Origin of the sequence: Bacillus sp. GBSW19 (assembly GCF_002998655.1) — a bacterium.
Classification (GTDB): domain Bacteria; phylum Bacillota; class Bacilli; order Bacillales; family Bacillaceae; genus Bacillus.
Genome location: NZ_PVRF01000001.1, coordinates 1,526,903 through 1,550,411, shown reverse-complemented (window position 1 = coordinate 1,550,411; position 23,509 = coordinate 1,526,903). Strand labels below are relative to the sequence as shown.

The 23,509-nt window shown below is 42.9% G+C and carries 27 protein-coding genes, 1 pseudogene, 1 riboswitch and 1 other annotated feature; of the genes and pseudogenes, 23 read left to right on the top strand and 5 right to left on the bottom strand.

Annotated elements, in window-relative coordinates:
• Positions 1–7 precede the first annotated feature (7 nt).
• The 11 genes from minC (at position 8) to pheA (ending at position 7,924) form a co-directional block, all read left to right on the top strand.
• Positions 8–691 carry a septum site-determining protein MinC gene (minC, locus tag C6344_RS08265; RefSeq protein ID WP_106036927.1) on the top strand — a complete coding sequence of 228 codons (684 nt, stop codon included), beginning with the start codon at positions 8–10 and terminating at the stop codon, positions 689–691.
• Positions 692–693: 2 nt separating this feature from the next.
• Positions 694–1,497: a septum site-determining protein MinD gene (gene minD, locus C6344_RS08260; RefSeq protein WP_003216504.1), complete on the top strand. Its 804-nt coding sequence runs from the start codon at positions 694–696 to the stop codon at positions 1,495–1,497.
• Positions 1,498–1,606: 109 nt separating this feature from the next.
• On the top strand, positions 1,607–2,398 hold the full coding sequence (locus C6344_RS08255) for a M23 family metallopeptidase (protein ID WP_034661641.1): 792 nt from the start codon (positions 1,607–1,609) through the stop codon (positions 2,396–2,398).
• Positions 2,391–3,260 carry a M50 family metallopeptidase gene (locus C6344_RS08250; protein WP_060596886.1) on the top strand — a complete coding sequence of 290 codons (870 nt, stop codon included), beginning with the start codon at positions 2,391–2,393 and terminating at the stop codon, positions 3,258–3,260. Before C6344_RS08255 ends, C6344_RS08250 begins: the two co-directional genes overlap by 8 nt.
• Positions 3,261–3,326: 66 nt before the next feature.
• Positions 3,327–3,399 (top strand) — a sequence feature (ribosomal protein L21 leader region).
• Between the two features lie 12 nt (positions 3,400–3,411).
• Positions 3,412–3,720: a 50S ribosomal protein L21 gene (gene rplU / locus C6344_RS08245; protein WP_003216781.1), complete on the top strand. Its 309-nt coding sequence runs from the start codon at positions 3,412–3,414 to the stop codon at positions 3,718–3,720.
• Between the two features lie 14 nt (positions 3,721–3,734).
• A complete protein-coding gene (locus C6344_RS08240) occupies positions 3,735–4,073 on the top strand; it encodes a ribosomal-processing cysteine protease Prp (protein WP_034661634.1) in 339 nt (112 codons plus the stop codon).
• 12 nt (positions 4,074–4,085) lie between these two features.
• Positions 4,086–4,370 carry a 50S ribosomal protein L27 gene (gene rpmA, locus C6344_RS08235; RefSeq protein WP_003216586.1) on the top strand — a complete coding sequence of 95 codons (285 nt, stop codon included), beginning with the start codon at positions 4,086–4,088 and terminating at the stop codon, positions 4,368–4,370.
• Between the two features lie 256 nt (positions 4,371–4,626).
• Positions 4,627–5,220, top strand: a complete 594-nt coding sequence (locus tag C6344_RS08230) for a sporulation initiation phosphotransferase B (RefSeq protein WP_034661629.1) — start codon at positions 4,627–4,629, stop codon at positions 5,218–5,220.
• Between the two features lie 21 nt (positions 5,221–5,241).
• On the top strand, positions 5,242–6,528 hold the full coding sequence (gene obgE, locus C6344_RS08225; RefSeq protein WP_034661626.1) for a GTPase ObgE: 1,287 nt from the start codon (positions 5,242–5,244) through the stop codon (positions 6,526–6,528).
• A gap of 55 nt (positions 6,529–6,583) precedes the next feature.
• A complete protein-coding gene (locus C6344_RS08220) occupies positions 6,584–7,027 on the top strand; it encodes an ACT domain-containing protein (RefSeq protein WP_003216269.1) in 444 nt (147 codons plus the stop codon).
• An 18-nt stretch (positions 7,028–7,045) separates the two neighbouring features.
• Positions 7,046–7,924: a prephenate dehydratase gene (gene pheA / locus C6344_RS08215; protein ID WP_060596885.1), complete on the top strand. Its 879-nt coding sequence runs from the start codon at positions 7,046–7,048 to the stop codon at positions 7,922–7,924.
• Between the two features lie 24 nt (positions 7,925–7,948).
• On the opposite strand, the gene C6344_RS08210 is transcribed toward pheA, so the two are convergent.
• Complete coding sequence (locus C6344_RS08210) at positions 7,949–8,491, bottom strand: transcription repressor NadR (RefSeq protein WP_060596884.1); 543 nt, start codon at positions 8,489–8,491, stop codon at positions 7,949–7,951.
• Between the two features lie 3 nt (positions 8,492–8,494).
• Positions 8,495–9,637 (bottom strand): IscS subfamily cysteine desulfurase, encoded by a 1,143-nt coding sequence (locus tag C6344_RS08205; RefSeq protein ID WP_189313014.1) that lies wholly within the window; start codon positions 9,635–9,637, stop codon positions 8,495–8,497.
• A 97-nt stretch (positions 9,638–9,734) separates the two neighbouring features.
• Here C6344_RS08205 and nadB point away from each other — a divergent pair, with 97 nt between their 5' ends.
• The 5 genes from nadB to C6344_RS08180 all read left to right on the top strand — a co-directional run bounded on the left by nadB (position 9,735) and on the right by C6344_RS08180 (position 15,711).
• Positions 9,735–11,306 (top strand): L-aspartate oxidase, encoded by a 1,572-nt coding sequence (gene nadB, locus C6344_RS08200; protein ID WP_106072863.1) that lies wholly within the window; start codon positions 9,735–9,737, stop codon positions 11,304–11,306.
• A complete protein-coding gene (gene nadC / locus C6344_RS08195; RefSeq protein WP_060596881.1) occupies positions 11,288–12,151 on the top strand; it encodes a carboxylating nicotinate-nucleotide diphosphorylase in 864 nt (287 codons plus the stop codon). The genes nadB and nadC overlap by 19 nt, the downstream gene beginning before the upstream one ends.
• Positions 12,138–13,247 (top strand): quinolinate synthase NadA, encoded by a 1,110-nt coding sequence (nadA, locus tag C6344_RS08190; protein ID WP_106072862.1) that lies wholly within the window; start codon positions 12,138–12,140, stop codon positions 13,245–13,247. Before nadC ends, nadA begins: the two co-directional genes overlap by 14 nt.
• Positions 13,248–13,378: 131 nt before the next feature.
• Positions 13,379–14,770 carry a SafA/ExsA family spore coat assembly protein gene (gene safA, locus C6344_RS08185; RefSeq protein ID WP_060596879.1) on the top strand — a complete coding sequence of 464 codons (1,392 nt, stop codon included), beginning with the start codon at positions 13,379–13,381 and terminating at the stop codon, positions 14,768–14,770.
• A 323-nt stretch (positions 14,771–15,093) separates the two neighbouring features.
• A complete protein-coding gene (locus tag C6344_RS08180; RefSeq protein ID WP_060596878.1) occupies positions 15,094–15,711 on the top strand; it encodes a YhcN/YlaJ family sporulation lipoprotein in 618 nt (205 codons plus the stop codon).
• 48 nt (positions 15,712–15,759) lie between these two features.
• Here C6344_RS08180 and C6344_RS08175 read toward each other — a convergent pair.
• Positions 15,760–16,267: pseudogene (locus tag C6344_RS08175) on the bottom strand (lysine transporter LysE).
• 237 nt (positions 16,268–16,504) lie between these two features.
• Positions 16,505–16,613, top strand: a riboswitch (TPP riboswitch).
• Between the two features lie 127 nt (positions 16,614–16,740).
• Between C6344_RS08175 and thiC the strand changes: the two are divergent.
• Positions 16,741–18,501 carry a phosphomethylpyrimidine synthase ThiC gene (gene thiC, locus C6344_RS08170; protein ID WP_106072861.1) on the top strand — a complete coding sequence of 587 codons (1,761 nt, stop codon included), beginning with the start codon at positions 16,741–16,743 and terminating at the stop codon, positions 18,499–18,501.
• Positions 18,502–18,536: 35 nt separating this feature from the next.
• Here thiC and C6344_RS18840 read toward each other — a convergent pair whose 3' ends face one another.
• Positions 18,537–18,683, bottom strand: a complete 147-nt coding sequence (locus C6344_RS18840; protein ID WP_189313012.1) for a hypothetical protein — start codon at positions 18,681–18,683, stop codon at positions 18,537–18,539.
• Between the two features lie 191 nt (positions 18,684–18,874).
• On the opposite strand from C6344_RS18840, the gene C6344_RS08165 reads away from it, so the two are divergent.
• On the top strand, positions 18,875–19,057 hold the full coding sequence (locus tag C6344_RS08165) for a hypothetical protein (RefSeq protein ID WP_003216799.1): 183 nt from the start codon (positions 18,875–18,877) through the stop codon (positions 19,055–19,057).
• Positions 19,058–19,089: 32 nt separating this feature from the next.
• Here the strand turns inward: C6344_RS08165 and C6344_RS08160 are convergent, their stop codons facing one another.
• Positions 19,090–19,734: a serine/threonine protein kinase gene (locus tag C6344_RS08160; protein ID WP_060596876.1), complete on the bottom strand. Its 645-nt coding sequence runs from the start codon at positions 19,732–19,734 to the stop codon at positions 19,090–19,092.
• 238 nt (positions 19,735–19,972) lie between these two features.
• Between C6344_RS08160 and C6344_RS08155 the strand changes: the two genes are divergently transcribed.
• From C6344_RS08155 to queA, 5 genes are all read left to right on the top strand, one after another.
• Entirely contained in the window at positions 19,973–20,473 is a 501-nt protein-coding gene (locus C6344_RS08155) for an intercompartmental signaling factor BofC (protein WP_181185478.1), read from the top strand.
• Positions 20,474–20,621: 148 nt separating this feature from the next.
• The gene (ruvA, locus tag C6344_RS08150; RefSeq protein ID WP_034321303.1) at positions 20,622–21,227 is read left to right on the top strand and encodes a Holliday junction branch migration protein RuvA; all 606 of its coding nucleotides are present in this window, start codon (positions 20,622–20,624) and stop codon (positions 21,225–21,227) included.
• Positions 21,228–21,238: 11 nt separating this feature from the next.
• Positions 21,239–22,243: a Holliday junction branch migration DNA helicase RuvB gene (gene ruvB / locus C6344_RS08145; protein WP_060596875.1), complete on the top strand. Its 1,005-nt coding sequence runs from the start codon at positions 21,239–21,241 to the stop codon at positions 22,241–22,243.
• A complete protein-coding gene (locus C6344_RS08140; protein ID WP_034661574.1) occupies positions 22,236–22,436 on the top strand; it encodes a DUF2905 domain-containing protein in 201 nt (66 codons plus the stop codon). The genes ruvB and C6344_RS08140 overlap by 8 nt, the downstream gene beginning before the upstream one ends.
• A 34-nt stretch (positions 22,437–22,470) precedes the next feature.
• Entirely contained in the window at positions 22,471–23,499 is a 1,029-nt protein-coding gene (gene queA / locus C6344_RS08135) for a tRNA preQ1(34) S-adenosylmethionine ribosyltransferase-isomerase QueA (protein WP_034661572.1), read from the top strand.
• Positions 23,500–23,509 lie beyond the last annotated feature (10 nt).

The following is a 23,509-nucleotide window of genomic DNA, read 5'->3' as shown; positions in this document are numbered from 1 at the left end:
GAGCATCTTGAAAACTCAAAAACAGCAATATGTGACGATAAAAGGTACAAAAAACGGATTAACATTACAGTTAAATGATGACTGTTCGTTTGATGACCTTCTTTCTGGCTTGCGAGAGGTTCTTTCACTTGAGCAATATACAGATGGTAGAGAAGGGCATAAGGTTAATGTGCATATTAAGCTTGGTTTTCGGTATTTAACAGAGGATCAGGAAATGCGTTTGACTGAAGCGGTCTCTGAAAATGAACATCTCGTCATTCACTCCATTGAAAGTGACGTCATGTCAACTGAAGAGGCGAGACGATTAAAAGCAGAGGCCGAAATTACCTCTGTAGCCAAAATTGTGCGCTCTGGACAGGTGCTGTATGTCGAAGGAGATCTCTTATTAATAGGAGATGTCAATCCTGGCGGAACGATTCGTGCAGGGGGAAATATTTTTGTGCTCGGCGCATTAAAAGGCGTAGCACATGCTGGATGTAATGGGAATAAACAAGCTGTCATTGCGGCATCTCGTATGATTCCAACTCAGCTTCGCATCGCACAAGTGTTTAACCGTGCACCAGATCAAAAAGAAGATGGAAACGAAATGGAATGTGCTTATTTAGATATAGATGGCAACATGATCATTGAACGCCTGCAGCAATTGGCTCATATAAGACCTAATCTGACAAGGCTTGAGGGAGGAATGTGAAATTGGGCGAGGCTATTGTGATTACCTCAGGAAAAGGCGGCGTTGGCAAAACAACAACATCTGCAAACTTAGGCACAGCACTAGCAATTCAAGGGAAAAAAGTGTGTCTAGTGGATACCGATATTGGCCTTCGGAATCTAGATGTCGTGATGGGGCTTGAGAACCGCATTATTTATGATCTAGTCGATGTAGTAGAAGGAAGATGTAAAATTCACCAAGCGCTTGTAAAAGATAAGCGTTTCGAGGATCTTTTGTATCTTTTACCCGCTGCTCAAACAAGCGATAAAACGGCTGTAGAGCCGGAGCAGATCAAAGAATTAATTCAATCATTGAAACAAGACTTTGATTATGTCGTCATTGATTGCCCTGCTGGAATTGAGCAAGGCTTTAAAAATGCTGTATCTGGTGCAGATAAGGCAATTGTCGTGACGACGCCTGAGATCTCAGCTGTGAGAGATGCTGACCGTATCATCGGCTTGTTAGAACAAGAAGATATCGAACCACCTCGTTTGATTGTCAACCGTATTCGTACACACATGGCGAAAAGTGGCGATTCAATGGATGTGGATGAAGTTGTACATCACTTATCGATTGACCTTCTTGGCATTGTCGCAGATGATGACGACGTGATTAAGGCTTCAAACAATGGTGAACCGATTGTCATGGATGCTAAAAACAAAGTATCGATTGCGTATCGTAATATCGCCCGCCGTGTACTAGGCGAATCTGTTCCGCTTCAATCATTTGAAGATGAAAACAAAGGAATGTTTGCGAAGCTGAAAGCATTTTTTGGTGTAAGAGCATAAGCATTCAAGTAAGATGAGACCGATTCGATGAGAATCGGTCTTTTTGTTGCATATCAGATGAGGTCGTCACATAAAATGTACAAACTGTTTGTATGTAAAGGGTGATCTCATGAAAAGAGTGGACGAGTACCGAAAGAAAATCGCGCAGCGCCGCAAAACGAAGCAGCCAGCTGCTCCACCTAAGAAGACGACTTTCAAGAAAAAAGAAGATATCCCTCCATGGGTCATGCTGACAGAGGAAGAAAAGCATTCAGGGTCGTCTTCCTTTGAGTCGTCGTCTCACCAGCCGAAGAAATATCGGCATCCGTTATTTAACCCCAATGCTTTTGTGCTTAAATGTTTATTATCTGCGTCCCTTGTGTTGATTGCAGCCATTTCATTTAAAGGTCAGGCAGGGCCGTTTCAGCAGCTGAAGCCGATCATTACGCAGACCTTTGAGCAAGATTTTCAATTTGCTGCTGCCAATCACTGGTTTGAGAAAACAGTTGGAAACCCCCTTGCCTTTTTAACCGACAAAAAGGCAGACCAAAAAGATGTACAAGCGAACCAAGAACTGGCTGTACCTGCTTCTGGAAAAGTGCAGGAATCCTTTACGCAAAATGGAGCAGGTGTCAAAGTCGAAACATCGGCTGAAGCCATTGACAGTATGAAAGAAGGCTATGTGGTAGAGGTAAAAAAGAAAAGTGACACTGGGCTTACAGTGGTCGTGCAGCATGCGGATAACAGCTATAGCTGGTACGGTCAATTAAAGGAAGCCGATGTGGCCTTATACGATTTTGTCGATAAGGGTGAGAAAATTGGCCAGATCTCACTTGATGATCAAGGAAAGGGCACGTATTACTTTGCCATTAAGCAAAATGAACAGTTTATCGATCCTATTCAGGTGATGACCTTTGAATAGATGGCTGGTCATGCTGACGAAAATTCACATTCATCCGCTGCTGTGGATTGTGATGGCGTTTGCGATTCTCTCTGGTCAAATCAAGCCGCTGCTTTGTCTGCTCATCATCGTCTTTGTCCATGAGCTTGGACATGCAGCGGCTGCTTGCTATTATCATTGGCGCATTCGGCGGATTTTTTTACTGCCATTTGGCGGAGCGGTAGAAGTAGAAGAGCATGGGAACCGTCCGCTAAAGGAAGAGCTGGCGGTCATTTTATGCGGGCCGCTCCAGCATGTACCGCTCCAGCTTATGGCATGGCTTTTCATGGAAACTTCTCTTATTTCGCACGACATTTTTACGATGTTCACTTTTTATAATATGGCGATTTTCCTTGTGAATCTTTTGCCTATTTGGCCGCTTGATGGCGGGAAATTATTTTTTTTGCTCTTATCAGCATATTACCCTTTCCAACGTGCACATACCCTTGCCATAAAAGGCTCACTTGTCTTTTTCGTTCTATTGACTGCAGGGTTGCTTTTGTTTGCGCCGCTGCAATTCAACGGCTGGGTGCTGCTCACTTTTTTAGCCTATTCACTCGTAATGGAACACCGGCAGCGGCATTACGTCAGGGTCCGCTTTTTACTAGAACGCTATTACGGTAAAAAAGAGCAAAAGGTAGAAAAGCTTATTCCGCTGAGAGCGAGCGCTGAGGAAAAAGTATATGAAGTAATGGCGCGATTCCAAAGAGGCTGTAAGCATCCGATTATTATTGAAAGAGATGGCGTGAAAATGAGCCAGCTTGACGAAAATGAACTGCTCCATGCGTATTTTTCAGATCGAAGAACCACCTCCTCAATGGAAGAGCTCCTTTTGCCGTACTAGTGATGAAAATACGTTGACATTCTGCGTCTAATTTGATATATTTTTTAATGTTATGGATATGTAGCACCCGTGCTACAACCGCGCGAAGCAGGTGTAAAGAGCCTAAGGCCCCCTGTATTCGGCGAGTCTGAGTTTATTAGGAGGTGCAGAGATGTACGCAATTATCGAAACTGGTGGTAAACAAGTAAAAGTTGAAGAAGGTCAAACTGTTTATGTTGAAAAACTAGCTGCTGAAGCAGGTGAAACAGTAACTTTTGAAAACGTATTGTTTGTCGGCGGAGACACTGTCAAAGTGGGTAACCCTTCAGTTGCTGGAGCAACAGTAACGGCTAAAGTTGAAAAACAAGGTCGCGGTAAAAAAATTACTGTGTTCAAGTACAAACCGAAGAAAAACAACCACAAGAAACAAGGTCATCGTCAACCTTACACTAAAGTTGTTATCGAAAAAATCAACGCTTAAGGCGTGTGAGTGATATGATCAAAGCAACCATTACTCGGTCGGCAGCAGATGAAAGCATTACGTCTTTTCAGATGACTGGACATGCCGAGTTTGCTGAAAAAGGTCAGGATCTCGTTTGTGCAGGTGTATCTGCTGTTGTTTTCGGCTCAGTCAATTCAATTATTGCACTGACAGGAATGGATCCACTGCTCGATATTGGTGAAGAAGGCGGCTATTTCTCTTTTGAATTGCCAGCTGATACAGATCCAGTATCATTTGAAAAAGCCCAGCTGCTTTTAGAAGGCATGGTCGTTTCCTTAGAGACAATCGAACGAGATTATCACGATTATGTGAGAATATCTACAAAAAAATAGGAGGTGAACTTCATGCTTAGATTAGATCTTCAATTTTTCGCATCTAAAAAAGGGGTAGGTTCTACAAAGAACGGACGTGACTCTGAGTCTAAACGTTTAGGCGCTAAACGTGCTGATGGTCAATTCGTAACTGGTGGTTCTATCCTTTATCGTCAACGTGGAACGAAAATCTATCCAGGTGAAAACGTTGGACGCGGAGGCGACGACACTCTTTTCGCTAAAATCGACGGAACGGTTAAATTCGAACGTTTCGGTCGTGACCGTAAAAAAGTGAGCGTATATCCTGCGGCACAATAATTGCTAAAAACTCCGGTCATTGACTGGAGTTTTTTTCACTTTTTACAAGTAGTATCGAAGATGATAAAAGAAGATGCACTCCATAAATATCAAAGAACGTTTGCTGACTTTGCCTCATTTTCTCCTATAGATCAGAAAAAACAACCTTTCCTCACATAACTAGTGTTTTTCTATGCTGTCTTCTCTGTTATAATTCAGGGAGACATAGTGATGATAAGACTCCTAAAAGAGAGACCAAACGATTGGGAGTGCGATAATGGAAGAGATACCAAGTAAACAAAACGAAAAATTAACTCACGTTGCATTAACAAATGAATTGATCTATCTGCTCAGTCGTTCAAGACACGATTGGATGAATAAATTGCAGCTGATCAAGGGCAACTTGACATTAGAAAAATATGACCGGGTGTTTGAAATTATAGAAGAAATGGTCATTGAAGCACAGCATGAATCCAAACTCTCAAATTTAAAAATTCCCCAATTGGCCTATTACTTTCTAACATTTAATTGGGAGTCGCATTTTATCACCCTAGAATATGAAGTGCTTGGTGAAACCCGAGACTTATCAGCATATGAATCGCAGCTGCTAACGGTATCACAGGAGTTGTTTTCGATATTCGATCAATCAGTTTGCCAAAAAACTGAAAATCATTTAACGGTCACGTTCCAAACAGATCAAGAAGAGAATGATGTGGTCTTATATTTTGATTTCAAAGGAAAATTAACAAGTTTGGATGCGTTAAATGCGTTTCATGACGCAAACTATCCATGTATGAGTGTAGCTCAATTTCATGTGACAAGTCATGAGTCCATGATTGAGCTTTGTTTGAGGCAAGAACGAGATATGTGATGCAGAGAAACGGAGGAAGTTATGTTTGTAGATCAGGTTAAAGTGTATGTTAAAGGCGGTGACGGCGGAAACGGTATGGTGGCGTTCCGTCGTGAAAAATATGTGCCAAAAGGCGGACCAGCTGGCGGCGACGGCGGAAATGGTGCAGATGTTGTATTTGAAGTAGACGAAGGACTCAGAACGTTGATGGACTTTCGTTATAAGCGCCATTTTAAGGCGGATCGCGGCGAGCATGGAATGAGTAAAAACCAGCATGGCCGAAATGCGGAAGAAATGATTGTCAAAGTTCCGCCCGGTACGGTCGTGACAGATGCAGAGACGGAACAAGTACTCGCTGACTTAACAGAGCATGGACAGCGGGCAGTCATTGCAAAAGGCGGACGAGGCGGACGTGGAAATTCACGTTTCGCAACACCGGCAAACCCTGCACCGCAGCTCTCTGAAAACGGTGAGCCGGGAAAAGAACGTGACGTCATCTTAGAACTAAAAGTACTTGCAGATGTTGGACTTGTTGGTTTCCCAAGTGTCGGGAAGTCGACACTGCTTTCAATTGTCTCTTCTGCGAAACCGAAAATTGCGGATTATCATTTCACAACGCTTGTGCCGAACCTAGGAGTTGTCGAAACAGATGATAACCGAAGCTTCGTCATGGCGGATCTGCCAGGACTGATCGAAGGAGCGCACGAAGGCGTTGGCTTAGGTCATCAATTTTTACGCCACATTGAGCGGACACGGGTTATTGTCCATGTCATTGATATGTCAGCACTTGAAGGGCGTGACCCGTACGAAGATTATGTGACGATTAATGAAGAGCTTGAGCAATACAATATGAGATTGACTGAGCGTCCACAAATCATTGTAGCGAACAAAATGGACATGCCAGAAGCAGCTGACAATCTAGCGGCATTTAAAGAAAAATTAACGGATGACTATAAAGTGTTCCCAATTAGTGCGATCACAAGAGAAGGGCTTCGTGAGCTTTTATTTGAAATCGCCAATCAGCTTGAAACAACACCGGAATTCCCGCTCTATAATGAAGAGGAACTGTCTGATAACCGGGTGATGTACAGGTTTGATGAGGGAGACGCGCCATTTGAGATCACAAGAGATCCTGACGGTACGTTTGTCATAACGGGTAAAGCACTTGAGCGACTGTTTAAGATGACAGATTTCTCAAGAGATGAGTCCGTGAAACGATTCTCTAGACAACTGCGCGGAATGGGTGTCGATGATGCCTTGCGTGAGCGTGGTGCAAAAGACGGCGACATCATTCGTCTGCTTGAATTTGAATTTGAATTTATTGATTGATCAAAAGGAGGGTCCAGTCCATGGGCTCTCCCGTTTTTAAAAGGGGAGAAAACAGGTGAAAGAAGAAACGTTCTATTTAGTAAGAGAGGATGTCCTTCCAGATGCGATGCGAAAAACGCTTGAAGTCAAAAAGCTTCTCGATCGCAAAAAAGCGGATTCAGTTGCCGATGCTGTTCAACAAGCGGATTTAAGCCGCAGTGCTTTTTATAAATACAGAGATGCTGTTTTTCCATTTTATACAATGGTGAAAGAGCAGATCATCACATTGTTTTTCCACCTTGAGGATCGGTCTGGGGCTCTGTCAAGGCTGCTTCAAATTGTGGCGGACTCTGGCTGTAATGTGTTATCCATTCACCAAACGATTCCGCTGCAGGGAAGAGCGAATGTCACCCTATCCATTAGCACGGCTGGTATGGCAGATGATATCAATACAGTCATGAATCAATTAAGAAAACTTGAATTTGTCGAAAAAGTTGAAATTCTAGGTTCTGGGGCGTAAAAGGAGAGATCATAGCAGATGAAGCAATTAACTGTAGGTTATTTTGGACCAGAGGCAACATTTACTCATTTGGCCGTATGCTCTTGCTTTCCAACAGATGCAGTGCAGCGTGCCTATGCAACGATTCCGCAATGTATGGATGCTGTGTCAAAAGGCGAAGTAGATTTGGCGGTCGTTCCACTTGAAAATGCACTCGAAGGATCTGTGAACTTAACGATTGATTATTTAATTCATGAGGAAGCGCTGTCCATTGTTGGTGAAATGACAGCACCGATTCGGCAGCATTTGCTTGTCCACCCATCAAGAGCGGAAAGCTGGGAGACATTAGATGTGATCCAATCACATCCGCACGCGATTGCCCAGTGTCATCAATTTCTGAAAAAGCAGTACCCAGATATTCCGCATCGTCCAGTAGAATCAACAGGTTATGCAGCAAAATATATCAGTGAGCATCCGGATGAGGCTGCTGGGGCCATTGCCAATGAAATTGCCGCACAAACGTATGGTTTAACGATTGCAAAAAAAGACATTCATGATTATCCGCACAATCATACACGCTTTGTTATTTTACATAAAGATCCTAAGGCGTCGTTCCCAATGAATGCTGGGTTCTCATCGAAGCCAAAAACGACCATTGTGGTCAGTCTGCCAAAGGATGATCAATCAGGTGCATTGCATCGCGTGTTATCTGCTTTTTCTTGGCGGAATCTCAACTTGTCAAAAATTGAATCTCGTCCGACAAAAACAGGTCTTGGACACTATTTATTTATTATAGATATAGAAAAAGAAATGGATGATGTCCTTGTCCCTGGCGCGATTCAGGAATTAGAAGCGATTGGCTGTGAGGTCAAACTGCTCGGCAGCTACCAAACATATGAACTAACGAATGAAAAATAGTGTCCCTTGCAGGACACTATTTTTTTAGTCTTTAATTAAAAAACCAGCGTCATCGAGCGCTTGAATGGCTTGGTCAAGCTGCTTTTGACTGTAAGAAGTGAGTGTATGTAAATGCACGCCGTCTGTTAGTTCTGACAAGTAGGAGGCGCCCGTGTTAGAAATGTGATGAACGAAATCAGCTACTTGCTTGCGAGTACTGACGCGAATAGAGGCCGTTAGTTCACCGTAAACAGGGTGCTCTATGATCACATCTTTCACTGTCACACCAAAGTCTACAATCAAGGTCAGTTCCTCTTCTGTGCGAACAGGATCATGCTTGCAGGCGATGATTTGTTCAATTTCTCTTTCTGGCGCATGCTGCGGTGCCATATACACATAGCCTTGACTTGTGGCAATAATGGGTTCGTTTTTTGCTTTTAATAGTGACATATCTTGTACAATGACTTGTCGAGAGACAGCCGCCTTTTTAGCCAAAAAACTTCCGGTGAGCGGTGTATCTGTTTCTTTCAGCCACTCTAAAATGGCGTTTCTTCTCTCTTCGCCAATGAGTTTCCTCTCTTGCTCCACGTCTTATGCTCCTTTCTTCTCCTTTTGCAATTGTTCGAATGTATGCAAAAGCTGATCGATGTCCTCTTTTGATGACTTCGATCCAAATGATAGTCGAATGAATTGAAGGGCATCACGATCTGATATGTGCAATGCCTTCACAGCGGGGGAAGGATGATGATAACCTGAAGCACATGCGCTTCCAGTCGATATACAAATCCCATGCCGGTTACATGCTAACATTACATATTGTCCTTCAAACCCTTCAAAAAAACAACCAATAATATGAGGCAGCATGCGGCGATTGCCATTGTTTTGAAGTGTACGAACAGGAAGTTGTCTCATTTTCAGCTGCTGAAGAAAATAATCACGAAGCAGCTCATTCTGTTGATGCTGCTCATCTAGCTTAAGCATCAATTGTTCGCTCGCAGCAGCAAAAGCACCGATGCATGGAACGTTCACTGTTCCAAGGCGGAAGCCATTTTCCTGAACTGCACCTGAATATAAAGGCTTCCAAGCAACATGTGCGCCCATATAGACAGCACCAGCGCCCTTAGGTGCATACACTTTATGGCTAGAGATGGAAACGGCATCAACCCCAAGCTCCTTGATGGACACACGAATCTTTCCGAATGTTTGCACGGCATCTGTATGAAAAAGTATGTGCCTTTCTTTTAAAAGGGGTGCTAATTCAGCAAGCGGCTGGATAATCCCTGTTTCTGAATTAGCATGCTGAATAGATACTAGTCCTGTTTCAGGCAATAATGCTTCTTTGAGAATGTCCTTAGTGATGATCCCATCTTGATTCGGTTCAATGATTGTGACCTTCAGGCCAAGACGCTCTAAGCTACTAACCGCATGATGAACAGAAGGGTGCTCTACAGAAGTTGTGATGACATGCTGCCTGTGTGCTGGCAGACCATTTGCAATCGATTGAATCGCAAGAAGGTTGGATTCTGTTCCGCCGCTTGTAAAGTAGATGCCGTCTGGTTCGCCCTCAAGAATGGCAGCGAATGATTGTCTGCTGTAAGTCAGTATGTCATTTGCTCTTCCACCTGCATCATGAAGACTGCTTGCATTCCCGTAGCAATCTTGACTTAGCTGCTGAAAAACATGCAGTGCTTCCTCTGAAACAGGTGTAGAAGCTGCGTAATCTAAATAAACCAATCCATCCATCTCCTATGAGAAAATTTTTTCTTGTATTTATTGTAGTGTTGTGTAATGATATGTGTCAAGACAGGTGTAAATGACAGGAGGGGCGAAGGTGTCATCAATCAAAAAAGTCATTGTGGTGGGATCAGGCATTGCAGCGCTTTCCTTTGCAAAAACCATTTCAGAAAGCTGCCAAGTTATCATGATGACAAAAAAACAATTTTCCTCTAGTAATTCCATGCTTGCACAAGGAGGAATCGCTGCTGCCTTTTCAGCACAGGATTCAGTTCATCAGCATGTACAAGACACATTAGCTGCCGGCTGTGATCACAATGATGAGAGGGCGGTACAAGAGATCGTAAGTCGTGGAAAGCAATTGGTGGAGCAGCTCGTAGAAGAAGGCTGTCCATTTGATCAGACGGAGACGGGCGAGCCGCAATTAGGTAAAGAGGGGGCACATACGGCTCATCGCATTTTGCATGCAGGAGGAGACCAAACAGGCAAAACCCTCGTGCAGTATTTAAAAAGTCAGCTTGGCTCACATATTCATTTATACGAATATCACCATGTCATTGATCTATTGGTCCATGAAGGAACCTGCATAGGGGTGGTGTGGAAAGATGAGAAAGGACACGTCCATACCATGACCGCAGATGCAGTTGTTTTATCCACGGGCGGCTGCGGCTCCCTATATGAAACAAACACAAATGACCCTTCTGTAACAGGAGACGGACTGATGATGGCCTATCGAGCCGGGGCACAATTAGCAGATCTTGAATTTGTTCAATTCCACCCCACCCTCTTAACGATCGCTGGAAAAGCAGTCGGTCTCGTTTCAGAGGCAGTCCGGGGAGAGGGAGCCTATTTAGAAGATGAAACAGGCAGGAGGATGATGAAAGGCATTCACCCACAAGCTGATTTAGCGCCTAGAGATGTGGTCGCTAGAGCTATTTTTCATGAGCAGCAATTAGGTCATGATCTGTATCTCAATATCCGCGAGATTCCACATTTTTCAGCTCGTTTTCCAGCAATTAATGCGATGTGTCAGCGGGCAGGTGTCGATATGGCAAGCGGCAGGCTCCCAGTTTCCCCTGGTATGCATTTTTTAATGGGCGGAATCTGCGTGAATGAATATGGAGAAACCACTGTTCCATCTCTTTTTGCTATCGGAGAAGCGGCCTGTACAGGCTTACACGGAGCGAACCGATTAGCGAGTAATTCTCTCTTGGAAGGTCTCGTTTTAGGACACAAAGCGGCACGGAGAATTGAACAGGTACCTAAACAGAAAAAAATAGTCCCATCTTTTTCTATTCAAGAAGTATGGTCCGTCCCAGCGATTTCAGAGGATCAGTTGAGACAATGGATGATGACATATGCCGCAATTGTAAGAGACGAAAAAGGGCTAAAGGCCTTGCTTCAAGTATTACAGCAAGTCCCTTATCAGCAAACGAATGTGAAGAATATCACAAGTGAACAGATCGAATTAAGCAATCAATGGGCATTAGCGATTTGCCTTGTGAAGTCTGCATTACTTCGTACAGAAAGCAGAGGCGGCCATTTTCGAATGGATTATCCAAATCGGAATGATGCTTTGTGGCGGGGCATGCAGATTGTCCATGAAAAAGGCCACATTCATATGATGAAAAATGAAAGGATCGGTGCCAAATGGAACGTTTACAGTTAAAACAAATGATGACTCATTTTTTCACAGAAGATATTGGCTTTGGAGATGTATCAGCTGATGCCATTTTTGGAGAAAAGAAAGGAACAGCATACATCATCGCAAAACAATCGGGTGTATTGGCAGGTTCTCAAGTCATTGACATAGGGTACCGCCTGCTGAATGAACAGATTCAAGCTGAGTTGTTTTTTGAGGAAGGTGATTGGATTCATTCAGGCGCTGTGCTGGCGAAAATAAAGGGGCCGGTCAGCGACTTATTAAAAGGAGAAAGGGTCATTTTGAATGTTTTGCAGCGCATGACAGGTATCGCCACATTAACACATGAAGCGGTGCAGCGATTAGCGGATCCGTCGATTACGATTTGTGATACAAGAAAAACGACTCCCGGCTTGCGCATGTTGGAGAAATACGCTGTGAAGACAGGAGGCGGAAAGAATCATCGCTTCGGCTTATCAGATGGAGTGATGATTAAAGATAATCATATTGCCGCATGCGGCTCTATTCGTGAAGCTGTAGATAAAGCAAGAGCATATGCCGGTCATATGGTGAAAATTGAAGTAGAAATTGAATCAGAAACGCAGCTAATGGAAGCCATTGATGCAAAAGCCGATGTCATCATGTTTGACAACTGCTCTCCAGACGAAGTGAAACGTTTTAAACAAATGACGCCGGAGACAATTCTGACGGAGGCTTCAGGAGGCATCACGTTAGAGACATTGCCAAGTTACAGGGGGACAGGTGTCGACTTTATTTCACTTGGTTTTTTGACACATTCTGCTCCAGCATTTGATTTTAGTATGAATATGGAATTCAGTCATAAAGGAGGAACAACTCATGTCACTGCTTGATGTACTCGCAAATCAACATGCAGCCATGATGCCAGAAGAATATAAACACCGCTCTGTTGATGAGATGAAGCAGCGTGTGTTAGACATTAAACGGGCCTTTGGATCAAAGCTTTTTATACCGGGGCATCATTATCAAAAGGATGAAGTCATCCAATTTGCAGATGCAACAGGCGATTCACTGCAGCTCGCACAAATAGCCGCGGACAATCAGGAGGCTGAGTACATTGTGTTTTGCGGTGTTCACTTCATGGCTGAAACGGCAGATATGCTGTCAATTAAGAATCAAAAGGTCCTATTGCCAGATATGAGAGCAGGCTGTTCAATGGCTGATATGGCGAACATGAAGCAAACGGATAGAGCATGGGAGCAGCTCACTGATCTGTTTGGAGATACGATCCTACCGCTCACGTATGTCAACTCAACAGCGGATATTAAAGCATTTGTCGGCAAGCATGGCGGGGCGACTGTTACATCGTCAAACGCTAAAAAAGTGCTGGAGTGGGCGCTCACACAAAAAGAGCGGATTCTGTTTCTCCCTGATCAGCATTTAGGGCGTAATACGGCATTCGATTTAGGCATTTCACTAGAAGAAATGGCTGTCTGGGATCAAATAGAAGAAAAGCTCATCACCGATCAGCCGCTTTCTCGCATCAAGATGATTTTATGGAAAGGCCATTGCTCTGTCCATGAGAAATTTACGGTGCGGAATATTGAAGAAACGAGAAAAAGAGACCGTGACATTCAAATCCTTGTCCATCCAGAATGCACGCATGAAGTCGTCAGGGCTTCTGATCTTGCCGGTTCAACGAAATTTATTATTGATACGATTAAGGAAGCGCCAGCAGGAAGCAAGTGGGCGATTGGAACAGAGATGAATTTAGTCAAGCGGATAATCGATCAGCATCCAGATAAACAAATTGAATCCCTCAATCCGGATATGTGTCCATGTTTGACCATGAATCGGATCGATCTTCCTCATTTGTTATGGTCACTAGAAAGCATTGATAAAGGTGATCCGGTCGGTTTGATTCAGGTCAATGAAGACATTACCAAAGAGGCTTTACTTGCACTGAATAAAATGCTCGCCATTAAATAATAAATCAGCCCCTCCTATCAGAAAACAAGTTTTTATCATATCGGCTTGTAAATAGGCATAAATTTATGGTGAAACATATTGTACTTCTGACATAACCGTTACGTTCACGTTTTGCATAGGAGGGGAAAACGTTGAAAATTCATATTGTGCAAAAAGGAGACTCCCTTTGGAAAATTTCAAAGAAATACGGAGTCGACTTTCAAGAATTGAAAAAACTAAATTCACAACTCAGTAACCCAGATTTGATCATGCCGGGTATGAAGATCAAGATTCCATCTAGTGGTGTTCCTGTAAAAACAGATCATCACAAAGCAAAAGAAATGCCAAAGCCGAAAGAACATCCGTATGTGAAAGAAAAGCCAAAAGATGTCGTGCAAGTGCAAGATACGAAGCCGAAAGAAAAGCCAAATGAACCGGTACCTTATGTACCGCCAGTGCCAAAGATCGAGCATCCAGTTTTTCCACAAGTCGATGTGAACTATTATCAGACCAATCTCTACCAGCCATTCACGCCTCCTCCCAAAAAAGAACATCATGAGAAAAAAGATTACGTTCATGAAAAGAAAGATCATGTTCATGACAAAAAGGATCACAAAGATCATGTTCATCATGAAAACAAGGACTATAAAGATAACAAGGAACATTTTCATCATGAAAATAAGGACCATAAAGATAATAAGGAACATTTTCATCATGAAAATAAGGACCATAAAGATAATAAGGAACATTTTCATCATGAAAATAAGGACCATAAAGATAACAAGGAACATTTTCATCATGAAAATAAGGACCATAAAAATAACAAGGACCATTTTTATGATGAAAATAAAGGCCATCTAAAAGATGAAGTGGCAAAGGGGTATGATCCGTTTATTCATATTCCGCATCAAAAGGAGGAGGGAAAAGATATGGAGCAAAGCAATTACCCAAACCTTCCTAATTTCCCGCAAATGCCGAATGTTGGAGGCGCAGCGGTAGGAGGAATGGCTGAGAATAAAGAGCATCATCACCATCACCAGCATCATGATTCATATGATCCTTATTATGGTTTTGGTCATGGACATTACATGCCGGCAATGTATCCATACCCGCAACAAATGGTGCCAGCATCGCCAATTTTACCAGGTTCAGGTCTTTGTTATCCTGTCCAGCCATATTATCACCATCACATGATGCCATATCCATACCCAGCTCAGCCGTATTATCCTGCGTATCAAGCGCCAGCTTATTACGGGGAACATTATGAACATCATGCAAACGACGGGCATCACTGGCACCACCATATGCACCCAAATGCCAATGCGAACGTGAATCAAGGCTTTTATCCAAACGTTTCAAATGAAGCTTATGGCAAGGAAGACTGCGGATGTGATGATGGCATGAAGCAGCATCAGCCGTGGCCAGGACATTATCCGAATCCTGTTCCTTATGGCCAAATGGGGGCTTTTCCAGCTCAGCCTTATATGCAGCCATATCCAGGTCAATCTGTTTTTGCAAGACCAGAAGAAGACGAAGAAGAGTAATGACAGAAGGAACGATCTCAATCGTTCCTTTCAGCGTGTAGACAAACCCTCGCATTCGTTGTCAGGGCTGTGCTCCGGTGCTCACGAATGTCAAATTCGCTCCGCTCCGGTGCTCGCCCTTCCTAGACTGCAAAGGTTTTCTATCACGCTGAAAAAGAGACAAAGGGCTAAAATAAAGATCATTTTAACAATCTGGAAGGAACGATCTCAATCGTTCCTTTTTTTGTTTATAACTGACAGCTTGATTTTTTCCCAAACTGTACATGCTAAAACAGAGCCTGTTTCGCGCTCATGAGATTGAATTTGTACAGGGGGTTTTTCGTTTGAGACAAAAATGGCAAAAAACGATCGCATTAGTGCTTCTTCCTATTGGGTTAACGGCATGTGGTACAAATGATAATGCAGGTGTAGATACACGTCATAATCAATCAGGTCAGCCAGTCGGATATCATTCGAATAACCGTGCGGCTGACAATAATCAAGATCATCAAGGGCCAGTTTCTGAACTCATGGAGGGGATGAACGGTGGGAACACAACGAATGTTGATTATCGCACCCGTCCTCAAGCCGATGATCGAATGCCTCTCGCAGGTGGAGATGGACGCTACAGTCATGGAGATATGAACTATCATAACCAAATGTCGTTCTCTGGCTACGATAAACAAGAGAACGTCCAGCGTTCAAGAAAAATTGCCAACCGTGTCAATAAAATGAACCACGTTGCAGACTCACAGGTGATGGTGACAGATGAAAATGTGTATATTGCCATTAAATCAGATGGACGTTTGACGTCAGAGGGCGTATCACAAGTTGAAGAAGCAGCGACTCGTTATGCGGATGGAAGAGCTGTCCAAGTCATTAAAGACGAGGGTGCTTTCACACGCTTTAGAGATATGAGAAGAACACAATTTGAAACAGGCCAAACAGGCATGACTCGATAGGTTGGAGAATAAGAAAGGCTAAAGTTCCTCAAGAACTTTAGCCTTTTCTTAAAAATAACCCTTGATGCTTGTATAAAAATCGTTAAAGAAATACCAGCCAAATCCAAGTAATAAAATACCTTTCTTGTTAAGGATACAAGGGGGAGAAGACAGATGTCATGAAGGAGAATCCCTGCCAAAATACCGCCTGAAGCCAGCATAAATTCAGATGAATCTGTTTTTGGATATGCATCTGCCAGTACAGCACCGAATACTGAAACCCAGAACACAAGGTTTCCAGGGGACACCGCAACAAGCAAGCCGTTTCTGTACGTTTTTGCGAATGATTTATTGACTTTTTCGCCAGCTAAATGGATGTCTTGATCCGAATTATTAAGAATACTGCTCCGATCAGCCAGAGCGGGATTTGGACAAATGGCAGTGATAAAAACTGAGCAAATTCAGCATCCATGAAAGAATCCGTTTTTTAATCCCTTTTTGTCATTTCAACCGTGATCGCTCCAACTGGCAGAGGAATTGACAATCCTACGACGATAAATGCGAGAAATGTTTGCAATCGACTAGAACTTCCTTTGGGAAAATTCGTATAAAAATTCTCAGTTTAGATTAACTATACATAATAGGAGAAAAGGATCGATGATTATTTCATATTTTATCGAAATGATTGGGAGAGATGATGTATATAAAGGTGCATATCAAGCTTGCTGTATCTCTTTTGTAGTGGAAAGGAACTATTTTCCTAAAAATTCTTTTTTTTATGGCATCTCTATGCTACACTGTTGTGGAAATCAATAAATGTGACTAGGGGTGCCCGCAGTTGGGCTGAGAGAGAAGTGTATGCTTCTTAACCCTTTGGACCTGATCTGGCTCGTACCAGCGTGGGGAAGTTGAAGATGATACATGGGTCATATGAATGACATTCATGTTTATTTCTGTCGACGAAACCAGGTTCTGTTCATAGAGCCTGGTTTTTTTGCTGGTGCTGATTCCATCCTGTCCGGTGACAAGAAGAGAAGGAGAGAACAGCAAATGAAAGAAAAGAAAAATACCCCAACAACTCAATCCTTATTATCAAGCTTTGACGGCAGCCGAAAGGTGTATGAGAAAGGATCAAGACCTGACATTTTAGTGCCAAAAAGGGAGATTGCCCTCTCAAAAACTGTGACACAGGCGGGGAACATTCAAAATGAACCGATTCGTGTGTACGATACGAGTGGACCGTACACCGATGAGAGAGCCCATATTGATGTCACTAAGGGATTAAAACGCCTTAGGGCAGCATGGATCGAAGAAAGAGGGGATACAGAAAGCTATGAAGGGCGGCATGTGAAACCAGAAGATAACGGATATCGTTCTAAGGAAAAAGAGTCCTTTCATCATGTTCATACTGATTTTCATCATGAGCCGCTCCGCGCAAAACAAGGTGCCTGTGTGACGCAAATGCATTATGCAAAAAAAGGTATTGTTACGCCTGAAATGGAGTTTATCGCGTTAAGAGAAGAGCTAAGCCCTGAGTTTGTGAGAGAGGAGGTAGCCAGCGGAAGAGCAGTCATTCCAGCGAATATTAACCATCCTGAAAGTGAACCGATGATTATTGGAAGGCATTTTCACGTCAAAATCAATGCGAATATTGGCAATTCAGCTGTGACATCATCCATTGATGAAGAGGTAGAAAAGATGACATGGGCGATCAGATGGGGTGCAGACACCATGATGGACCTGTCTACAGGAAAGGACATTCATACAACGAGAGAATGGATCATACGGAATTGCCCAGTCCCAGTAGGAACCGTTCCCATTTATCAGGCGCTTGAAAAAGTAAATGGAGTGGCAGAAGATTTGACGTGGGACGTGTACAGAGACACATTAATTGAACAAGCAGAGCAAGGAGTAGACTACTTCACGATTCATGCGGGCGTGAGGTTAAGGTATATTCCGCTGACAGTCGATCGGGTGACCGGAATTGTTTCAAGAGGCGGTGCCATTATGGCAAGGTGGTGTCTTGCCCATCATCAAGAGAATTTCCTCTATACCTACTTCGAAGACATTTGTGAGATTATGAAAACGTATGATATTGCTTTTTCACTTGGAGACGGTCTGAGACCAGGCTCGATTGCTGATGCCAATGATGAGGCGCAGTTTGCAGAGCTTGAAACGTTAGGTGAATTGACAGAGATCGCTTGGAAACATGATGTACAGGTGATGATTGAAGGGCCTGGACATGTTCCGATGGATAAAATCAAAGAGAATGTGGACAAGCAAATGGAGATTTGCAAAGAGGCACCATTTTATACGTTAGGGCCTCTTACAACAGATATTGCCCCGGGATATGATCATATTACATCCGCCATCGGTGCGGCCATGATCGGCTGGTATGGAACAGCGATGCTATGCTATGTGACGCCAAAAGAGCATTTAGGTCTGCCGAACAAAGAAGATGTAAGAGAAGGTGTGATTGCCTATAAAATTGCCGCACATGCCGCTGATCTAGCAAAAGGACATCCTGCTGCTCAAAAGCGCGATGATGCTTTATCGAAAGCAAGGTTTGAATTTAGGTGGCGTGACCAATTCCACCTGTCACTTGATCCAGAAAGAGCTATGGCGTTCCATGATGAAACATTGCCTGCGGAAGGGGCTAAGACTGCCCATTTTTGCTCGATGTGCGGACCGAAGTTTTGCAGTATGAAAATTTCCCATGATATTCGCAATCAATCAGAAGAAGTGAAAAGAGAGATGGAGAAGAAGGCGAAAGAGTTTATCAGCCAAGGAAGTCAAATTTATTCATCCTAAAAAAGAACCTCGCACGTATGTTGTGCGGGGTTTTATCAGATGGCGGAAAAGGCTTTTCTTAAGAGGTGGAAAAATGCTTTTAATGCAAGTACCATCATGTCCAAACTCGGAATGAGGGCATCTGTTAAATGAAAAAAGACGGTTTGTCTTTCGGGAGATGTTCGTTTCTTTTTCCGTTTCATGAAGACAGCCTCCTTTTTAAATAATATACTTCTTTGCAAAGCAGAGGGATAGAGATGTTGTTTGAATTTAAACAAAATTTAAACTTCTTGTGTTTGAAAGGAAAGAAGGAGGGGAAACGTGTTGAATAGAGAATGAATGAAAAGAGCCGATCTATTTGGCCAGCTAACAAGAAAGAGTGGAAGGTGATCTTATGATGAAAGTATTTAAGGTAACATTTCATATGAACAATGGAGAAGTGCTTGATTTCGAGCTAAAACGCCCAGCTACCTATGATGTGTATAAGAAAATTGAAGAAGCCAATCATTGGTTTAAGCTGAATAATGAAATCATTAACTTATTAAATGTGAATAGCATCCACGTAGAAACAGATTAAAACAGAAAGCCGCTCTCTCTGAGCGGCTTTCATTATGCAGAAAAATCATTTCGATTATTAAGCTGACCGCGGGACAGCCAGTTCTTTTTATACAAATAAGCAATCACTTCAAGCCATAGACGCGGTGCTTTTTTAGGGAAAAAAGGTTTTTGATAATAAGCGTAAGCGGCTTTTAAATCATTCCATTGGTGGCATGCTTTTGTTTGTGTGAAACGGGCTACGTCGATGACCCTGACCTGGCCTTCCTTTGTTAAGATCAGATTCCGCAGATGGATATCAGAAGGATTCAATCCTTTCTCGCGTGCTTCTTCTAGCGCATCATCCACTTGTTCAATCATTTGTTTTTTAATAGGAATCCCCTTTGTGAGGCATTCATAGAATGTGTAGCCTTTAATATATTCCATTAAAATATACTGATCCCCAGATTCATAAATCTCAGGGTAGTAAGACGAACCAGAAAGTTTTTCATAAATGGCGGCTTCTTTGCGGGCAATATGGTGATAAGAAGGGAAAAAGACTTTTAGTGCCATTTTCTTGCCGTCTTTTTTGTATGAAAAGACATAGGCACTTCTTCCTTTGCCGCACAGTTCAAGCTCTGCCGGTTTAAAGGCAAGCTTATGAAGACGTTTATCTTCATGATACTGAATCGATTCGGCTAATCTTTTAACATCTGACATTGACTTCACCTTCTTTGGTTTCAGTTTATGCGGCTGAAAAACGAATGATGAAAAAACCGAGTCATTCGATAAAGCAATGGATTGTATAAAACATACCATTTACGAATGAAGGATACAACGAAAGACTCTTCCCATATATTCATTCATCGATTTGGTTAATGTTTAGAAAAATGGGTCAAACTACATATGTCATGCATCGATCTCATGTTCTAAAGAGGTGTAAATAGTGAAAGTGAAGATGAAATGTTTCGTTACAGGACTTATCATGACAAGTGTGCTTTTTTTCGCTGCGGATATGGAAGGAAAAGAACACTTGCAAAAGCAGTCAAACTCTATCACCGTGCAGCTTGAAAAAGTCTATCTAGACGGAGATGTGAGTATTGAAAGACACCGGGCTTCATTAGAAGACAAAGACACATTCTGGGCACAGTATAAAGGCTGGACGCTAGTAGAACAGAGAGAGGATTTTGCGCTTTTTAGAAAGCAAATTGATGATATCTCTCCATTAAGTAAAGCAAATGGATATATCGGATTATCAGAGGACGGTGTGATTTCTACGTTTCATGGAAGGCCTGACGGCTGGGCGGAGCCTATTCATCTCTTTTTTCAAATTGATACGTCCCGTTTAGAAAGTCATGTGGAGGAGCAGCTTGAGCAAGGCATTCCTTTTCGAACAAAGGATGAATTTGAGCATGTGCTTGAAGTCATGAAGCCTTACCGAAATGAAATATCGTTTTAAAGCGTGTAACAGCTTGCTGGTGTGAAGGCCGCAAGCTGTTTTTCGTGGTTTTATCGTAAAAATGCATTGAGCGAACGTATGTTAACTTTTATTGCGGTTTTCTTCTCGATTTATGTTACAATGAAGAACAGTCAAAGAGGTGAAAACGGTGATAGAGTTTGTAAAAGGGACCATTGATTATGTGTGCCCGCAATATGTTGTCATTGAAAACGGCGGAGTGGGATATCAAGTCTATACCCCAAACCCGTTTATCTATCAAGTAAACAAACAAGAAACGATTTATACGTATCATTACATAAAGGAAGACGCTTTTTCGTTATATGGATTTCAAACGCGAGAAGAAAAAGCGCTGTTCACAAAACTGTTAAATGTCACGGGGATTGGGCCGAAGGGGGCTCTAGCGATTCTTGCTTCCGGTGATCCTGGCGCTGTCATTTCAGCGATAGAACGTGAAGATGAAGCGTTCCTGATTAAGTTCCCTGGTGTTGGCAAAAAGACAGCTCGCCAAATCATTCTCGATCTAAAAGGAAAGCTAGCCGATGTCGTACCGGAAATGATTGGCAACCTATTTAATCACGAGGACCATATTCAGGTCGAAACGCAGCAAACGGCATTAGACGAAGCGCTTGAAGCCTTAAATGTTCTTGGATACGGTGATCGTGAAATTAAAAAGGTTCTTCCATTATTAAAAGAAGAAAAGAATCTCACAACCGATCAATATGTGAAAAAAGCTTTACAAAAAATGTTGAAATAGGGTGATGTCTCATGGATGAACGGCTCGTCTCAACTGAAGCAGACAACCATGAATCAGCCATTGAGCAAAGTCTGCGGCCACAGACACTTAGCCAATATATCGGTCAGCAAAAAGTAAAAGATAACCTCAGTGTGTTTATTGAAGCTGCCCGCATGAGGCAGGAAACACTCGATCACGTCCTTTTATATGGACCGCCTGGACTCGGGAAAACAACGCTTGCGTCGATTATCGCCAATGAAATGAATGTTCAGCTGCGTACAACATCTGGACCAGCGATTGAACGTCCTGGCGATTTGGCGGCAATCTTAACTTCTCTTGAGCCAGGTGATGTGTTGTTTATAGATGAAATTCATCGCTTGCAGCGCTCAATTGAGGAAGTGCTTTATCCGGCAATGGAGGATTTTTGTTTAGATATCGTCATTGGCAAGGGAGATACAGCGCGCTCTGTACGGCTTGATTTACCGCCATTTACACTTGTAGGTGCCACGACCCGTGTAGGGCTTTTAACAGCACCGCTTCGTGACAGGTTTGGGGTACATGCAAGATTGGAATACTATGAGCAAAGAGATTTGGCTCACATTGTGGCAAGAACAGCCGAGCTGTTTGAGATTGGGATCGATCTTCGCTCAGCCGAAGAGATCGCAAGACGTTCCCGGGGCACGCCAAGGGTTGCCAATCGTCTGCTCAGAAGAGTAAGAGATTTTGCGCAGGTGCTTGGGAATCATGCGATTACCGAGGACATTGCGGAAGATGCCCTTGAGCGCCTTCAAGTCGACAGGCTTGGTCTGGATCATATAGATCATAAGCTGCTTTTAAGTATGATCGAAAAATTTAGAGGCGGTCCTGTAGGGCTTGATACAATCTCAGCGACAATTGGAGAAGAATCACATACGATTGAAGATGTGTACGAACCGTATTTACTGCAAATTGGTTTCCTGCAAAGAACACCAAGAGGACGGGTCGTCACAAGAGAAGCGTATGAACATTTTCAAATGGAGGTTCCGATTCGTGACTGAATTCCCTAAAATATTGATGATTTTAGGTGGTGTCCTTTTTGCCGCAGGATTAGTATTTCAATTGGTTGGTAAGCTTCCAGGTGATATTTTTGTGAAAAAAGGAAATGTGACGTTCTTTTTTCCTGTGATCACATGCATTGCCATTAGCATTGTGCTAACCATATTACTTAATATCTTTGGACGGATGAAATAACGTTAACTAGTTAACTACAGAATAGGTGAAGGAAATGAAGCTAGAACTATTTGATTTTGATTTACCAGAAAGATTGATTGCACAAGTGCCGCTTGAAAAACGAGATGCATCAAGACTGATGGTCTTAAACAAACAAACGGGTGCGATGACACATGATACATTCTCACAAATCACCGATTATTTTCAAACGGGTGATTGTCTCGTTTTAAACAATACACGCGTTCTGCCGGCACGTTTGTTTGGAATGAAAGAGGATACAGGTGCAAAAGTTGAACTTCTTCTATTAAAACAAGAGGAGGGAGACAACTGGGAAACACTTGTAAAACCAGCCAAACGGGTGAAAAAAGGAACGGTTATCACATTTGGTGATGGACGGCTTCAAGCGGTATGTACAGAAGAGATGGAACATGGCGGAAGAAAAGTTAAGTTTCAGTATACAGGCATTTTTTATGAAGTACTTGAATCCCTCGGTGAGATGCCGCTGCCTCCTTATATTAAAGAGCAGCTTGACGATCGTGAACGCTATCAAACGGTGTATTCAAAAGAGGTTGGCTCCGCTGCTGCTCCAACTGCTGGTCTTCACTTTACAAACGAGCTGCTGGATGCGCTGAAAGCAAAAGGTGTGCATATAGCTTTCATTACACTGCACGTGGGGCTTGGTACTTTTCGTCCGGTCAGTGCAGAACGTATTGAAGAACACGAAATGCACGCAGAGTTTTACGAAATGAATGAAGAAACAGCTGAAGAGCTCAATCGCGTTCGCAAGGAAGGCGGACGGATTATTTCAGTTGGGACAACGTCAACGAGAACGCTCGAAACCATTGCAAGTGCGCATGACGGCGAATTCAAAGCGTCAAGCGGCTGGACGTCAATCTTTATTTACCCAGGCTATACATTCAAGGCCATTGATGGCATGATCACGAATTTCCATCTGCCAAAATCCTCGTTAATCATGCTTGTCAGCGCATTAGCTGGACGAGAGCATGTACTAAAAGCGTACAATGAGGCTGTAAAAGAGGAATACCGATTCTTCAGCTTTGGCGATGCCATGCTGATTCAATAACATCATACAA

Bases quoted from the DNA above. Each gene is read 5' to 3' on its own strand.
- rpmA (WP_003216586.1), top strand. From the start codon at position 4,086: ATGCTTAGATTAGATCTTCAATTTTTCGCATCTAAAAAAGGGGTAGGT.
- obgE (WP_034661626.1), top strand. From the start codon at position 5,242: ATGTTTGTAGATCAGGTTAAAGTGTATGTTAAAGGCGGTGACGGCGGA.
- C6344_RS08160 (WP_060596876.1), bottom strand. From the start codon at position 19,734: ATGTCAGATGTTAAAAGATTAGCCGAATCGATTCAGTATCATGAAGAT.
- C6344_RS08230 (WP_034661629.1), top strand. From the start codon at position 4,627: ATGGAAGAGATACCAAGTAAACAAAACGAAAAATTAACTCACGTTGCA.
- queA (WP_034661572.1), top strand. From the start codon at position 22,471: ATGAAGCTAGAACTATTTGATTTTGATTTACCAGAAAGATTGATTGCA.
- C6344_RS08155 (WP_181185478.1), top strand. From the start codon at position 19,973: ATGAAATGTTTCGTTACAGGACTTATCATGACAAGTGTGCTTTTTTTC.
- thiC (WP_106072861.1), top strand. From the start codon at position 16,741: ATGAAAGAAAAGAAAAATACCCCAACAACTCAATCCTTATTATCAAGC.
- ruvB (WP_060596875.1), top strand. From the start codon at position 21,239: ATGGATGAACGGCTCGTCTCAACTGAAGCAGACAACCATGAATCAGCC.
- pheA (WP_060596885.1), top strand. From the start codon at position 7,046: ATGAAGCAATTAACTGTAGGTTATTTTGGACCAGAGGCAACATTTACT.
- C6344_RS08240 (WP_034661634.1), top strand. From the start codon at position 3,735: ATGATCAAAGCAACCATTACTCGGTCGGCAGCAGATGAAAGCATTACG.
- C6344_RS08255 (WP_034661641.1), top strand. From the start codon at position 1,607: ATGAAAAGAGTGGACGAGTACCGAAAGAAAATCGCGCAGCGCCGCAAA.
- nadC (WP_060596881.1), top strand. From the start codon at position 11,288: ATGGAACGTTTACAGTTAAAACAAATGATGACTCATTTTTTCACAGAA.
- C6344_RS18840 (WP_189313012.1), bottom strand. From the start codon at position 18,683: ATGAAACGGAAAAAGAAACGAACATCTCCCGAAAGACAAACCGTCTTT.
- rplU (WP_003216781.1), top strand. From the start codon at position 3,412: ATGTACGCAATTATCGAAACTGGTGGTAAACAAGTAAAAGTTGAAGAA.
- nadA (WP_106072862.1), top strand. From the start codon at position 12,138: ATGTCACTGCTTGATGTACTCGCAAATCAACATGCAGCCATGATGCCA.
- C6344_RS08165 (WP_003216799.1), top strand. From the start codon at position 18,875: ATGATGAAAGTATTTAAGGTAACATTTCATATGAACAATGGAGAAGTG.